The sequence below is a fragment of the Achromobacter pulmonis genome (assembly GCF_002885955.2).
GTDB classification, from domain to species: domain Bacteria; phylum Pseudomonadota; class Gammaproteobacteria; order Burkholderiales; family Burkholderiaceae_B; genus Achromobacter; species Achromobacter pulmonis_A.
This window is the reverse complement of sequence record NZ_POQS01000002.1, coordinates 799,655-813,239: the sequence shown is the minus strand read 5'-3', so window position 1 is coordinate 813,239 and position 13,585 is coordinate 799,655. Positions and strand designations below refer to the sequence as shown.

Here is a 13,585-nt window from a genome sequence, read left to right as displayed (position 1 = left end):
CTAGTCTCCATTACCTCTTGGTGGGACGCGTCCGGTCGTGATCGCCGGACGTCGCTAGATGGCGCCGGCGGCGCGCAACTCCTGAATCCGGGATTCGGGCAGGCCCAGCCCGCGCAGCACCTCGTCGGTGTCCGCGCCCAATGGCGGCGCGGGGCTGCGCGCCCGGCACGGCGCCTGCGCGAACTTGATCGGAAAGCCCAGCATGCGCACCTGCTGGCCGTCCGGGTGCGGGACGTCGATGGCCATTTCCTGGTCGGCGACCTGCGGATCGTCGAAGACTTCGCGCAGGTTCAGCACCTGCCCGCAGGGCACGCCGTACTGGTTGAGGCGCTCTATCCAGTAGCGGCTGCTTTGCTGGCGGGTGCGGGCCTCGATCGCGGCCTTGATGGAGGCGCGGTTCCGCATGCGGTCGGCGTTGGTCCGGAACTCGGGGTGCGAGCGCAGCGACCGCAGCTCCAGCGCGTCCAGGAACTTCTCGTACATGGCGTCGTTGGACGGCGCGATCGCGACCTGGCCGTCGGCGGTCTCGAACAGGCCGTAGGGCGCGACGATGCCATGGTCGTTGCCGGTGCGCGGCGGCAGTTCGCCGCTGGCGAAGTAGTTGGCCGCCTGGAAGCTGAGCAGGCCGATCATGCTGGACATCAGGCTGACGCTGATGGCGTCGCCGCGGCCGGTGCGCTCGCGGCGCAGCAGCGCGGCCAGCACGCCCAGCGCGCCGTTCATGCCCGCGACCAGGTCGCTGACCGGCGGGCCGGCGCGCATGGGCGGATCGTTTTCGCCGCCGTTCAGGCTCATGAAGCCGCTCATCGCCTGGGCGATGAAGTCGAAGGCGGGGCGGTCGCGGTAGGGGCCGGACGTGCCGAAGCCGTTGATGCTGCAATGGATGAGGTCGGGACGCAGCGCCTGCAGGGCGGCGGCGCCGAAGCCCATTTTCTCCATGATGCCGGGGCGGTAGTTTTCGACCAGCACGTCGCAGCTCGGGATCAGCCGGCGCAGGATGCTCTTGCCTTCCTCGGTGTACAGGTCGAGGGTGACCGATTTTTTGTTGCGGTTGTAGTTGGCGAAGTACCAGCTCAGGCCGTCGCGGATCACGCCCTGGGCGCGCACCGGATCGCCTTCGCCGGGCGATTCGATCTTGATGACTTCGGCTCCCATGTCGGCCAGGATGGAGGTGCAGTAGGGACCCGAGATGATGCGCGTCAGGTCCAGGACGCGGATTCCGGTCAGCGGCATGCGGGCTCCTCAACCGATGGCGCCGGCCGCGGCGCCGTAGTCGTGCAGATGCAGCCGCGGACCGGCCTTCATGAGCTGCCCGGGCAGTTGCCGCCCGACCACCCGTTCCAGCCGCCGCGCCACCTCGATCAGCGCGCGCAGGTCGATGCCGCTGTCCACGCCCATTTCGTCGAGCAGGTAGACCAGGTCTTCGGTGCAGATGTTGCCCGTGGCGCCGGGCGCGAACGGGCAGCCGCCCAGGCCGCCCAGCGAGGACTCATACGACGTCACGCCCGCGCGCAGCCCTTCGGCCACGTTCACCAGGCCGATGCCGCGCGTGTTGTGGAAGTGCAGCGAGATCGCCACGTCGGGATGCGCGTCGCGCAACGCCTCGACCGTGCGGCGCACCAGCCGGGGCGCGGCCATGCCGGTGGTGTCGCCCAGGGTGACCGCATCGAAGCCCAGCCGGGCGAAGTGGCCGAAGATGCTCTTGACGCGCGCCAGGTCCACGTCGCCTTCGAACGGACAGCCGAAGGCCACGGCGATGGCGCCCTTGCGGCGGATCGGCCGGTCCTGCAGGGCTTCGGCGATTTCCTCGATGTCGCGCAGCGACTGCGCGATGGGGCGGTTCAGGTTCTTGGTGTTGTGGCTTTCGGTGGCCGACACGAACACGACGATCTCGTCGGCCTGCGATTGCAGCGCGTTCTGCACGCCCTTGAGATTGGGCGCCAGCGCGCCCAGCACCACGCCCGGGCGCTTGCGGACCTGCGCCAGCAGTTCGCGGGCGTCGCGCAGTTGCGGGACCGCGCGCGGCGAGACGAAGGAGGTCGCCTCGAAGTGCCTGACGCCCGCGTCGATCAGCGCGTTCAGTATCTCCGCCTTGGTTTCGGTGGGCACGAATTCGGGCTCGATCTGCAGCCCGTCGCGCATGCCGACTTCGACGATTTCAACCCGGTCTGGAAGGCTCACGGCGTTTGTCTCCTGGTATCCGTTCCATTGATTGCCGCCCATATTCAGGGATGGGCGGGCGCCGGACAATTCGCGAATATTCAGCGGGCCATCGCGCAACGCGATGGCTCGGGCCGGGGCGCTACCGCCGCGCCGCGGCTTCGGCGATCAGGTGGTCGAGCAGCAGGCGGGCGGCGCCGGACAGCGATTCATTGCTGCGCACGCACAGCTTCAGCTGGCGCCGCGCCCAGGCGTCGGTCAGCGTAATCATGCGCAGTTCGTCGCAGGTGTATGCGGACAGCGCCTTGACGGGCACGATGCCGATGCCGAGTTCGGCGCGCACCATGGACACCAGCGCATCGTAGGACGTGACCTGGAAGCGCAGCCGCAACCTGCGGTTGATGGCGGCGGCCTCGCGCGTGAACAGGTAGTTGGCCGCGCTGCCGCGGTGCATGCCGACGTGGTCGTAATCCAGCGTGTCGGCGAACGCGACCCGCTCGTGCCGCGCCAGCGGGTGCCCGGCGGGCGCCACCAGCGCCATGACGTCGCGGTGGTAGGGGTAGATGTCCAGGCCGCTTTCGTCGTCGGACTGTGTGTAGACGCCGATGTCGGCGGCGTTCTCGGCCACGGCGCGCGTCACGCCGGCGCTGATGGATTCCTCCAGGTCGATCTGCACCTGGGGATGCCGCAGCATGAAGCGGCGCAGCTCCATGGGCAGGAACTGGGCGATGGAAGACAGGTTGGCCGCCACCCGCACCCGGCCGCGCAGGCCGGCCGAGTAATCGCGGATTTCGTCAGCCAGGTCCTGTGTCTGGTGCAGCAGCATGCGCGCGCGCCGCGCCAGCGCATGCGCGGCGCTGGTGGGCGCGACGCCGCGCGCATGGCGCTGGAACAGCGGCACGTCGAGTGTGCGTTCGAGTTCGGAAAGGCGCTTGGACAGGGCAGACGGCGCGATATGCTCGCGCGCCGCGGCGGCCGCGATGCTGCCTTCTTCCAGCACGGCCAGGAACACCTGCAGGGAATACAGGTCCAGGCGAGGGTTCATGCGGGCGCTTGCGCTTCCCAGGCCGGATTCCAGACGACTTCCCAGACGTGGCCGTCGGGGTCCTGGAAGTAGCCGGCGTAGCCGCCCCAGAAGGTGTCCTGGGCGGATTTGAGGATATGGGCGCCGGCGGCCCGCGCCCGGGCCATGACGCGATCGACTTCCTCGCGCGAGCCCACGTTGTGGCCCAGCGTCAGATCGGTCGGCGCCGCCGCGCTGCGAGGCAGGCCGGTGTCGTGCGCGATGCTGCTGCGCGGCCACAGCGCCAGCCGCAGGCCGGGCTGCATGTCGATGAACACGACCGCGCCGTGCTCGAACTCCTGTCCGATGATGCCCGGTGTGGGCAGGCCCAGCCCGTCGCGGTAGAAGCGCAGGGCGGCGTCGAGATCGTCGACGCCGAGGGTGATGACGCTGATGCTGGGGCGCATGGCATCTCCTTGGCTGGGCGCGCCGGCGCGTCAGGAACGGGCCCGGCGGACGGCGGCCTCTTTCTTGGCGCGCGGCTTGGACGCGGTTTTGGCGGGTTGATCCGGGGCGTCGAATTCCTGTTTGTTGCGTTCGCCGCGCGGGGTGTTTTCGGGATGGGGTTTGGGAAAAGCCCAGGGCTTGGTTTTCTGAACCATTGCATGTACTCCTTGCACAGGCGGAACAGTAGCATTAGCCGCGGCCATGGGTAACTGAGGGTTGACGTCAATATTCATTACATCGCGATGCGGGAAGGAAAAAATACGATCGATTCGACCCTATCCCGCATGCGATTGTTCCCGGCGCCTGCCGGCTTACGCGGCGTCCTCGGGCAGTCCTTCCTGGCGGATGCGTTCGAACTGTTCGCGCACCCGGCGCGCCCACTCATCGACGGCGCTGCGCATGTCGTCCACGGTCGGCTCGTGGTCGGCCGGCAGATTGGCGCCGGTCACCGTTCCCACCGAAGCGATCAGCAGTTCGTTGCTGCCGGCGTCGCGCACCGTGGCCTCGACCAGCAGGCGCACCGATTGGTCGCGGAATCCGGCCGCCTTGACGCCCTGGCCGATCAGAAAGCCGATGGGGATGTACTCCATGGCGCGCGGGTCGCGATCGTTCCTGAAGGTGCCGGTAATGGCCGCGCGCACGCGCATCGCGCGCGGCGCGGGCGTATCCAGCAGTCGATAGCCGGCCTGCGAGAATTCGCGCCGCAGCGCTTCGTTCACATAAGCCAGCGCGCGCTCGCGCAGGGCCGGGTCGCTGCTCAGCTTCAGATCGTCGGGCCGGTCGCCCTGGATGTATTCCACTTTTTCAAGAATGAGTTTCTTGTCGTACTGGCTGCTCAGCGCCGGACCCGGACGCACCCAGACCCGGCCGGCGCTCCATTCGGGATCCTCGCGCATTTGCTGCTGGCTGGCGCCCAGCGAGGTGGAATAGTCCTGGGCGTCAGGCAGGTTGGTGCAGCCGGCCAGCCCGACGGCCGTGCAACAGGCGGCAATGGTAAGGCGGATATTCATGTTTCTTTTTTTCCAGAATAGACAAATGCCTGGTGCGCAAAGGGATGCTTGGCTGCATCTTTATTGCGTAGCGGGCGGGCAATTATTGCTTGCCTAGGCGCAAAAACAGGCGTGGCTCCATTGCAAAACACTTTTGTGGCGTTAGATGTGGGGCCACGATGGTGCTATGTTGCCGTTTCCCCCATTCCTCCTACTGAGCGCACCATGTACCTGCCGTCCGCCTTCAAGGAAACGTCGCTCGACGTCCAGCACGATTTCATCCGCGCCCATCCGCTGGGCGTGCTGACCACGGCGGGCGAGGGCGGCTTGATGGCCAACCACATTCCCTGTCTGCTCTATTCCGAAGGGCCTTGCGGCGTGTTGCGCCTGCATATGGCGCGCGCCAATCCGCAGCTGTCCGACCTGGCCGCGGGGCGCGAATGCATGGTCGTGTTCCATGGCCCGCAGGCCTATGTTTCGCCGTCCTGGTATCCCAGCAAGGCCGAGACGCACAAGGTCGTGCCGACCTGGAATTTCGTCGCCGTGCATGCCTGGGGCACGCCGGTCATCCAGGACGATCCGGCCTGGCTGCGGGCCCAGCTCGACGCGCTCACCGACAGCCAGGAGCGGGGCCGCGCGCAGCCCTGGCGCGTGGACGACGCGCCGGCAGATTTCATCGCCGCGCAGATGCGCGCCATCGTCGGCGTGGAGATCCGCCTTTCGCGCACCGAAGGCAAGTGGAAGCTCAGCCAGAACCGCACGCCGGCCGACCGCCAGGGCGTGGCGCAAGGCCTGGCGCAGGACGGCCTGGAACTCATGGCCGGACTGGTTGCGCGCGCCGGCCGGCCGGATTGAGCCGCCCGAGCGCGAAGCAGGCGATGGCCGCGGCCTGCAGGCAGGCCGCCACGGCCAGGAACCAGGCCAGCGGATAGGCGGCCTGCGCCGAAAGCGCGCGCAGCACGCCGAACAGCGCAGGCGCGAATGCATAGGCGCCTTGCGCCATCGCCACGATCAGCGGCACCACGCGCTGCGCGTCCTCGCGCGAGAATTCGGCCTGGGCGATCAAGGGCGGCAGCGACGTGGCGTTGCCGATGCCCGAGCCGAACAGCAGCACGCCCAGCCACACGGCCCACAGGTGCTGGCCGGCCAGCATCAGGATCAGCGAACCGCAGATCTGGATGGCGTAGGCCAGGCAGGCCACCTTGCGGCGGTCGGCGCCGGCGGGCATCAGCCATCCCACCAGCGTGCGTCCCGCGATCGCGGCGGCCGTGGCCAGGCCCATCGCCACGCCGGCCGTCTGCGCGCCCAGCAAGGGCGCCAGCAGCGACAGCAGGTGCGCGATCAGCCCGATCTGCGCGAACAGGCCCAGCGCCATGCCCGCGGCCAGCGTCAGGAACGCGCGGTCGCGCCACAGGTCGGGCACCGGCGCGATCGGCGCGGCTGCGGCCTGCGCCTGGCCCTGCGATGCGGCGCCATCGGGCTGCTGGCCGAGTTGCTGCGGCGTGACGGCGAACACTTTGCGCGACAGCACCGCGATGATGGCCACCATCGCCAGGCCCACCCACAAGGCGGCCTGCGCGAAACCGGCATGGGCGATCAGATAGACCCACAAGGGAGAGAACACGATGCCGCCGACGCTGGCGCCGTTGTAGGCCATGCCCAGCGCCGCGGGCCGGCGCCGGACGAACCAGGGCGCGATCAGCGCATTGACCGCGGCGGCGCCCAGCGTCACCCAGCCCATGCCGCTGAACAAGGCCGACGCATACAGCTGCCACGGCCGCGCCGCGACCGCCCAGCCGGCCACGCCCAGGGCTAGCAGCACGGCGCCGCCCAGCGTCACCGCCGGCACGCCATGGCGCTTGTACAGGCGCGGCAGGTTGGCCACCACCAGCGTGCCGCAAAGAAAGTGCAGGGTCACCGCGCCGGACACGAGCGCGACGCCCCATCCGGTGCGCTGCGCCACGGCATGCAGGAACACGGGCGGGCCGTAGAAGCCGACGCCCCAGCCGAAGACCGCCAGCACGAACGTGGCGCAAAGAACGGTCCAGCCGAAGAATGCCTTGGGTTTGCTCATGGGTATCCGGCGAGGCCGGCTGTCTTGTTGAAGGAACTCGCAGTATGCTTGAGCCTGCACACGATACTTTGGCCTATAGCGAATCATGGAATCCACGTTCGCCGACATCAATCTCTCCGCGGTGGCCGGCGCCATCGCCGACCCGGCGCGCGCGCGCATGCTGTGCGCGCTGCTCGACGGCCGCGCCCGCACGGCGACCGAGCTGGCGGCGCTGGCCGACATCGGCGCGTCCACCGCCAGCAGCCATTTCCAGCGCCTGCGCGAGCAGGGGCTGGTGGAAATGGCGGTGCAGGGCAAGCACCGCTATTTCCGCCTGGCAAGCGGCGAGGTCGGCCACGCGCTGGAAGCGCTGCTGGTGGTGGCCGGCGCGGAGCGCGCGCCGTTCAAGCCCAACACGCCTTCGGCGCTGCGCGAGGCGCGCACCTGCTATGACCATATGGCCGGCACGCTGGCCGTGCGCATCCACGACGCGATGCTGGCGCGGCGCTGGCTGGAGGCCGACGGCCGCGACTACGCGCTCACGCCGCTGGGCGAGGCCGCGCTGGCGCAGATCGGCGTGGACGTGGCGCAGGCGCGCCAGCGCCGCCGCCGTTTCGCCTGCCCCTGCCTGGACTGGAGCGAACGCCGCTCGCACCTGGGCGGCGCGCTGGGCGCGGCCCTGCTGGACGCGCTGCTGCGGCGCGGCTGGATCGACAAGGACCTGGATTCCCGGGCGCTGGGCGTCACGAAAAAGGGCGAACGCCAGTTCCCCGCTTTCTTCGGCAAGCCCGAGGCCGATGGCGGCGCATGGACGCAGGGAGCGCGCGATGTCGCCGCGTAGCCGCGTCCGGTCCGCCGCACATTCCGCCGCCCGTTTCAGGCGGCGCATTGAACACAACCATTCCAAGCCGCGAATGCGGCTTTTTTTTCGTCAACCCCGACTTTGATCTGTACAGGAGGTGGCCTTGCCTACGCTGGCGCAGCACGCGCTTCGTCATGCCATGAACATCGTGACGGAGCTGCGCATCGACGTTAACCATTCCCCCCGCGAGGTGGACAACGAACTCGATGCCATACACAACCGGATGAATCGTCCTTTGGATCGCCTGCATGCCTTGCCGGAGGTCAAGACCGACATCCCTGGCATCGTGCTTCGCTATCGCGAAGCCGACGGCGAGTACTACGTGTATGTGGTGGACCTGCAGCGCGACCGGGTGGCCGGCTACACGGTGTTCAACCGCCTGATCGAAGTGGGCCGGCGCGCCGATCCCTACGTGCGGGCGCCGCACTCCAAGTACGCCGAGCCCTACCAGGGCATGGGGCTGGCCACGGCGGTCTATCGCTGGGGGCTGGACGCCGGCCTGTGCATCATGAGCGGGGCGCGCCAGTCCACCGGCGCCCACCGGCTGTGGATGCGCCTGGCGCGCGACTACGAACTGGGCTACGTGGACCTGCGGCGCAAGCGCCTGAGCTACCTGGGCAGGCAGGTGCCCGAGGCCGTGCTGCAGGACCTGCATACCCGCATGGTGCTGCTGGGCAGGGGCTGGACGCTGCCGGATTACATGCGCGCGACGGGCATGGCCTCGTGTATTGGTGTGGATATGCAACAGGTTTAGGGAAATCCCCGTGCCGCGGCTTCCGGGCCTGCGCCAGCGCGCCCGCGCATCGGCGCGCAGCCCGCGTCAGGACTGGTCCTAGGTCCGACGCGGCGCTCGCGCAAGCCGGCTTTTCATGGCCGGGCGGCAGGTTCCGCGGCGCAACAGTGTTTCAATTTTCTGCCGGAGTTACAAAACATATCTGAACTGTCATGGACAGCCGGAGTATGCTGGATCGCAGATAGAGGGATCCGAAGTGCATCAGAACAACTTGATCTACAAGGGATACCGGCTGACGGCCAAAGTGTCCCGGGGCGCCGGCGCAGAGGTCGAAGCGCCGCCCAACAGCCCCGTATTCATTGCGTCGGTGACGGTGGTCCAGGCAGGCGCCGTGCTCGAAGGCGGCGACGAATATCCGGTTCCGTGTTTCGCCGACGGCGGTTTCGTCTTCAGTCCGCGCGAAGCCGTGCATGCGGCCATTCTGCATGGCCGCGAAATCGTCGACGGCCTGACCGGCACGCCGTCCTAGCTGGAAAAGACCTCGCGCCAGTCGCGCGTCTTGGCCAGGGTGTGCACCGTGGCCGATTGTTCGAGTATGGTCACCGCCTTCTTGAACTCGTCGGCCGAAGCGCCGTCCTCCAGAATCACCATGCGCGAGTTGCGGGCGTCGGCCATCTTCACGTCAGACATCTTGCCGTGGGTCTGGTAGACCTGCGTCCAATCCATTTTCTTGCCGGCCTTCAGCGCGATCGGCTCGATGTACGTCAGCGCCGAGCTGCCCGGGGCCCGCACCCCGAAGGCGAAATCCGCGGCATGGCCGCTGCTGCCCTTGGCGCGCGCGCCCTTGACCAGCCGGTTCGCGCCCAGCGCCTGCGCCAGCGTCCGGCCCACCTGCGCGCGAAAGCGCAGCTGGCTGAACTTGGGCATCCATTTGGCGCACTGGAACGACAGCGCCATGGCCAGCTTCACCGCGTCCCACAAGGCTTCCTGCAGCTGCTCGTTGGGACCGGACGCGACGATGGCGCCGCTGTCGTCGAAATGCGCCAGGCTGACGCCGGGCGTTTCGTTCAGCAGGTCGATGCGCTTGGCCGCCAGCTCGATGCCGTAGCTGGACGCGTGCATCGCCGTCTCACAGGCGTCGGTCAGGTAGAACGAGGACTCGTCGGGATGCGCGATGAAGAACGCCGCATGCTGTCCGTCCAGGCCCAGCGTCATGGGCGATACGGCGCGGATGGCGTGCTCGCCGGCCGGCAGGACTGTCCAGCCGGAGGCTTCCAGAAAATTGCTCATAGAATCAGTTCGATTTGGCGGCCTTTGAGGGGATGCGCGAAACCGCCGGTCAGCGTCAGGTTCGCCCGCGGCAGGAAGTGCTGCATCAGCGCGGCGATGGTGTGCAGCGCGGGCACGACCGGTTCGGCATAGCCTTCGCCCTCGTCCACCCAGATGTGTTCGTGGCTGCGTTCGGCAAGCGGCTTGCGGAACTGCGGCCGGCCTTCGCCCACCAGGCTGGTGTGGAAGGAGTCGTCGGTGTCCACGCCGTACACGCGGTGCGGGCCCACGAAGAGGCTGGCGCAGAAGGCCTCGGGCAGGAAGATGGTGGCCTGCCCGTGCACGGCGGTGCGCGCGCCGCGGTAGGTCGTGCGGAAAATCACGTCTTCGCGCACTTCCCCCTTGATCCGGCAGGGGCTGGCGAATTCCATCCAGCGGATTTCGTTGGCGGCGGGCTTGGCGATCCAGGCGATCGGTTTTACGGTTTCCTTGGGTTCGGCAAGGATCTCTTGCACCTCATCGACGGTGATTAACGGTTCGAACTTCTTGGCCATGGAACGGATCTAGGGTCTGGAAAATGCGCGCGCCAGCCGGGTGCGGCGCGCAGCTGCGCGCGCGACACGGCGAGGGGGCGTAATCTTACAAGATCGCGACAGCGCCCATGCGCGGGCTGTATGGATATACAGCCGCGGCCGGCGCTACAGCGAACTGGCGGAGAAGGTGTCGCACTGCTTGAGGCTGCCGCTTTCCAGGCCGCGCTTGAACCAGCGCACCCGCTGGGCCGACGAGCCGTGCGTGAATGCGTCGGGCACCACATAGCCCTGGCTCTGCTTCTGCAGCCGGTCGTCGCCGATCGCGGTGGCCGCGCCCAGCGCCTCTTCGACGTCGCCGCCTTCAAGAATGTTGCGCGCCGCGTCGGCGCGCTGGGCCCACAGGCCCGCGAAGCAGTCGGCCTGCAGTTCCATGCGCACCGACAGCGCGTTGGCCTGCGCGGGATTGCGCCGGCGCAGGTTGTCGACCTGTTCCGAAATGCCGAGCAGATGCTGCACGTGGTGGCCGACTTCGTGCGCGATCACGTAGGCCTGGGCGAAGTCGCCCGGCGCCTTGAAGCGGTTCTGCAGCTCGTCGAAGAAGGACAGGTCGATGTAGACCTTGCTGTCGCCCGGACAGTAGAACGGCCCCATCGCCGACTGGCCCGTGCCACAGGCCGTGGGCGTGGCGCCGCGAAACAGCACCAGCTTGGGCGCCACGTACTGGCGGTTCAGGTCCTTCTGGAAAATGGCTTCCCAGGTGTCTTCGGTTTCGCCCAGCACCTTGGACACGAAGACCGCCTGGGGATCGTTGGCCGGCGGCCCCGAGGCCGGCGCCTGCTGCTGCGTGGGCGGGCCTTCGGCCATCTGCAGCACCACGCTGGGGTCCACGCCGAAATACATGGCGACCAGGGCCAGCACGATCGTGCCGATGCCGATGGTGCCCCGTCCTCCGATCCGCGGGCCGCTGGCGCGGCGGTCTTCTACGTTGTCGCTCTGGCGCGAGTTGTCTAGGCGCATTCTGATTCTCCGGGCGGGGCGGCGCTCCCGCGTTTTGCATCGCCGCGCTTCAGCCTTGGGCTTTATTGGGCTTTACTGGGCGACCTTCAAGAGTGTTAGGATAAACCCATGGCCCTGTATTTCTCCATCCATCCTGCGAATCCCCAACCGCGCCTGCTCAAGCAGGCGGCCCAATGGCTCAGCCAGGGCGGCCTGGTGGCGGTGCCCACCGACTCCAGCTACGCGGTCGTCGCCCGCCTGGACGACAAGAACGCCGCCGACGGATTGCGCCGCCTGCGGGGCCTGGACGAACGTCATCACCTCACGCTGCTGTGCCGCGACCTGGCCGAAATCGGCCACTTCGCGCGCGTGGACAACCGCCAGTACCGCCTGCTCAAGGCCGCCACGCCCGGCCCCTGGACCTTCATTCTCGAAGCCACCAAGGAAGTGCCGCGGCGCGTGTCGCATCCCTCGCGCAAGACCATAGGCATCCGCGTGCCGGACCATCCCGTCATGCTCGGCCTTTTGGAGCAGGTCGGGGCGCCCCTGCTTTCCACCACCCTCATCCCCAAGGACGAAACCGAAGCGCTGAACGACGCGGAAGTCATCCGCGAGCGCTACGAACACTCCCTGGCGGCCATCATCGACGCGGGCGCCTGCCCGCAATCGCCGACCACCGTCATCGACCTCACCGGCGACGAGCCGGTGGTGGTGCGCGTCGGGCGCGGCGATCCGGCGACGCTGGGCCTTGCCTGACCGCAGCGGCAACGCCGTCTTGCGGACCGGCGCGCGCCGGCCCGCGGCTCATCTACAATCCGGTTCGCCATGAACGACATCATCCAAACCATTGCGGTCTACGCGATTCCGGTCATTTTCGCCATCACGCTGCACGAGGCCGCGCACGGCTTCGTGGCGCGCATGTTCGGCGACCCGACCGCCCATGAGGCCGGCCGCATCAGCCTGAATCCCGCGCGCCACATCGATCCCGTCGGCACGCTGCTGGTGCCGGTGGCGATACTGCTGGCGTCCAAGCTGATGGGCAGCCCGGGCCTGCTGTTCGGCTGGGCCAAGCCGGTGCCGGTGGACTTCGGCCGGCTGCGCCGACCCAAGCAGGACATGCTGTGGGTGGCGCTGGCCGGGCCGGCCGCCAACCTGCTGATGGCGATCCTGTGGGCGTTCTCGCTGCGCCTGTTCCTGGATTCGGGCCTGCAGGAATCGTTCTGGTTCGAGATGGCGGTGGCCGGCGTCAACGTCAACCTGGTGCTGATGGCGCTGAACCTGCTGCCGATCCTGCCGCTGGACGGGGGACGCATTCTGTTCAGCCTGCTGCCCAACCGCATGGCCTGGCAGTACTCGAAAATCGAACCCTACGGGCTGGTGATCGTCATCGTGCTGCTGGTGACGGATGTGCTCTGGCTTTTCATGCGGCCGGTGCTGGCGTTGGGAACGACAATCGTTCAGTGGTTTCTATAAGATTTTGGCCAATATCCGTTAAACTCACCTGTTTCACAGATTCTGGCCTTGGGGCATCCTGCCGCGGGGCCTTGGAGCCCTACATTTATGGCATCCCCTGCAACCGCCGCAGGCGTTAATTTCCAGGGCAGCATGGTGGCCCTGGTCACCCCAATGCAGCCCGACGGCAGCCTCGACTACGCTGCCTACCGGTCGTTGATCGACTGGCATGTCCAGGAAGGAACCGACGCGCTGGTGGTGGTGGGCACCACCGGGGAGTCGCCCACGGTCTCCATGGAAGAACACGCGGAGCTGATCCGCGTCGCCGTCGAACACGCGGCGGGCCGCATCCCGGTCATCGCCGGGGTCGGCGCCAACTCCACCGACGAAGCCATCCACCTGAGCCGCCACGCCAAGGCCGTGGGCGCGCAGGCCGGCCTGTCGGTGGTTCCGTACTACAACAAGCCTTCGCAGGAAGGCCTGTACCGCCACTTCCGCGCCGTTTCGGAAGCGGTGGACCTGCCCACCATCCTGTACAACGTGCCGGGCCGTACCGTTGCCGACATGAGCAACGACACGATCCTGCGCCTGGCCGAGGTGCCGGGCATCATCGGCATCAAGGACGCCACCGGCGACATCGCGCGCGGCGGCCTGCTGCTGCGCGAGGCCCCGGCCGGCTTCCAGGTCTTCAGCGGCGATGACCCCACCGCGGCCGCCCTGATCCTGCTGGGCGCGCGCGGCAACATCTCCGTCACGGCCAACGTGGCGCCCAGGCTCATGCGCGAGCTCTGTGCCGCCGCCCTGGCCGGCGATGTGCCCAAGGTGCGTGAACTTAATGCACGCCTGGCGCGTCTGAACAAGGCTTTGTTCGTTGAAGCCAATCCCATCCCCGTCAAGTGGGCGCTGTCCGAACTGGGCCGCACCGCACTGGGCTACCGGCTGCCGCTGGTGGAACTGGGGGCGCAGCACCACGCGACGGTGCGCGCAGCGCTTCAGGATGCGGGCCTGCTCTAAATATCGTGAGGATA

Annotated in this window: 17 protein-coding genes; 7 read left to right on the top strand and 10 right to left on the bottom strand. The window is 67.8% G+C overall.

All coding sequences use genetic code 11. The features are described from left to right. Positions 1-54: 54 nt before the first annotated feature. From C1I89_RS09875 to C1I89_RS09855, 6 genes are all read right to left on the bottom strand, one after another. Positions 55-1,233: a CaiB/BaiF CoA transferase family protein gene (locus C1I89_RS09875; protein ID WP_102772561.1), complete on the bottom strand. Its 1,179-nt coding sequence runs from the start codon at positions 1,231-1,233 to the stop codon at positions 55-57. 9 nt (positions 1,234-1,242) lie between these two features. Continuing rightward, positions 1,243-2,181, bottom strand: coding sequence for a hydroxymethylglutaryl-CoA lyase (locus C1I89_RS09870; protein WP_102772560.1), 939 nt, complete (start codon positions 2,179-2,181; stop codon positions 1,243-1,245). 121 nt (positions 2,182-2,302) lie between these two features. Beyond that, positions 2,303-3,205 (bottom strand): LysR family transcriptional regulator, encoded by a 903-nt coding sequence (locus C1I89_RS09865; protein WP_102772559.1) that lies wholly within the window; start codon positions 3,203-3,205, stop codon positions 2,303-2,305. Continuing rightward, positions 3,202-3,630 (bottom strand): VOC family protein, encoded by a 429-nt coding sequence (locus C1I89_RS09860; protein WP_102772558.1) that lies wholly within the window; start codon positions 3,628-3,630, stop codon positions 3,202-3,204. The genes C1I89_RS09865 and C1I89_RS09860 overlap by 4 nt, the downstream gene beginning before the upstream one ends. Positions 3,631-3,660: 30 nt before the next feature. After that, entirely contained in the window at positions 3,661-3,903 is a 243-nt protein-coding gene (locus C1I89_RS34040) for a hypothetical protein (RefSeq protein ID WP_146196881.1), read from the bottom strand. 78 nt (positions 3,904-3,981) lie between these two features. Continuing rightward, positions 3,982-4,680 (bottom strand): DUF3313 domain-containing protein, encoded by a 699-nt coding sequence (locus C1I89_RS09855; RefSeq protein ID WP_102772557.1) that lies wholly within the window; start codon positions 4,678-4,680, stop codon positions 3,982-3,984. A 204-nt stretch (positions 4,681-4,884) separates the two neighbouring features. Here C1I89_RS09855 and C1I89_RS09850 point away from each other — a divergent pair, with 204 nt between their 5' ends. After that, positions 4,885-5,514: an FMN-binding negative transcriptional regulator gene (locus C1I89_RS09850; protein WP_102772556.1), complete on the top strand. Its 630-nt coding sequence runs from the start codon at positions 4,885-4,887 to the stop codon at positions 5,512-5,514. Here C1I89_RS09850 and C1I89_RS09845 read toward each other — a convergent pair. Then, positions 5,474-6,733 (bottom strand): MFS transporter, encoded by a 1,260-nt coding sequence (locus C1I89_RS09845; RefSeq protein ID WP_102772555.1) that lies wholly within the window; start codon positions 6,731-6,733, stop codon positions 5,474-5,476. The two genes, C1I89_RS09850 and C1I89_RS09845, sit on opposite strands and share 41 nt — an antisense overlap. Positions 6,734-6,818: 85 nt before the next feature. Here C1I89_RS09845 and C1I89_RS09840 point away from each other — a divergent pair, with 85 nt between their 5' ends. The 3 genes from C1I89_RS09840 (at position 6,819) to C1I89_RS09830 (ending at position 8,836) form a co-directional block, all read left to right on the top strand. Beyond that, positions 6,819-7,553: an ArsR/SmtB family transcription factor gene (locus tag C1I89_RS09840; protein WP_102772554.1), complete on the top strand. Its 735-nt coding sequence runs from the start codon at positions 6,819-6,821 to the stop codon at positions 7,551-7,553. Positions 7,554-7,677: 124 nt separating this feature from the next. After that, a complete protein-coding gene (locus C1I89_RS09835; RefSeq protein WP_102772553.1) occupies positions 7,678-8,328 on the top strand; it encodes an N-acetyltransferase in 651 nt (216 codons plus the stop codon). A 235-nt stretch (positions 8,329-8,563) separates the two neighbouring features. Continuing rightward, positions 8,564-8,836 carry a hypothetical protein gene (locus tag C1I89_RS09830; protein ID WP_102772552.1) on the top strand — a complete coding sequence of 91 codons (273 nt, stop codon included), beginning with the start codon at positions 8,564-8,566 and terminating at the stop codon, positions 8,834-8,836. Here C1I89_RS09830 and C1I89_RS09825 read toward each other — a convergent pair. The 3 genes from C1I89_RS09825 to ypfJ form a co-directional block, all read right to left on the bottom strand. Beyond that, positions 8,833-9,597, bottom strand: a complete 765-nt coding sequence (locus tag C1I89_RS09825) for a DUF1828 domain-containing protein (RefSeq protein WP_102772551.1) — start codon at positions 9,595-9,597, stop codon at positions 8,833-8,835. The two genes, C1I89_RS09830 and C1I89_RS09825, sit on opposite strands and share 4 nt — an antisense overlap. After that, positions 9,594-10,130, bottom strand: coding sequence for a hypothetical protein (locus C1I89_RS09820; RefSeq protein ID WP_102772550.1), 537 nt, complete (start codon positions 10,128-10,130; stop codon positions 9,594-9,596). The genes C1I89_RS09825 and C1I89_RS09820 overlap by 4 nt, the downstream gene beginning before the upstream one ends. Positions 10,131-10,274: 144 nt before the next feature. Further along, positions 10,275-11,126 carry a KPN_02809 family neutral zinc metallopeptidase gene (gene ypfJ / locus C1I89_RS09815; RefSeq protein WP_102772549.1) on the bottom strand — a complete coding sequence of 284 codons (852 nt, stop codon included), beginning with the start codon at positions 11,124-11,126 and terminating at the stop codon, positions 10,275-10,277. 108 nt (positions 11,127-11,234) lie between these two features. Between ypfJ and C1I89_RS09810 the strand changes: the two genes are divergently transcribed. From C1I89_RS09810 to dapA, 3 genes are all read left to right on the top strand, one after another. Beyond that, positions 11,235-11,861, top strand: a complete 627-nt coding sequence (locus C1I89_RS09810) for an L-threonylcarbamoyladenylate synthase (protein ID WP_102772548.1) — start codon at positions 11,235-11,237, stop codon at positions 11,859-11,861. 69 nt (positions 11,862-11,930) lie between these two features. Continuing rightward, positions 11,931-12,578, top strand: coding sequence for a site-2 protease family protein (locus C1I89_RS09805; protein ID WP_102772547.1), 648 nt, complete (start codon positions 11,931-11,933; stop codon positions 12,576-12,578). 87 nt (positions 12,579-12,665) lie between these two features. Next, positions 12,666-13,571, top strand: coding sequence for a 4-hydroxy-tetrahydrodipicolinate synthase (gene dapA, locus C1I89_RS09800; protein ID WP_102772546.1), 906 nt, complete (start codon positions 12,666-12,668; stop codon positions 13,569-13,571). Positions 13,572-13,585: the final 14 nt, after the last annotated feature.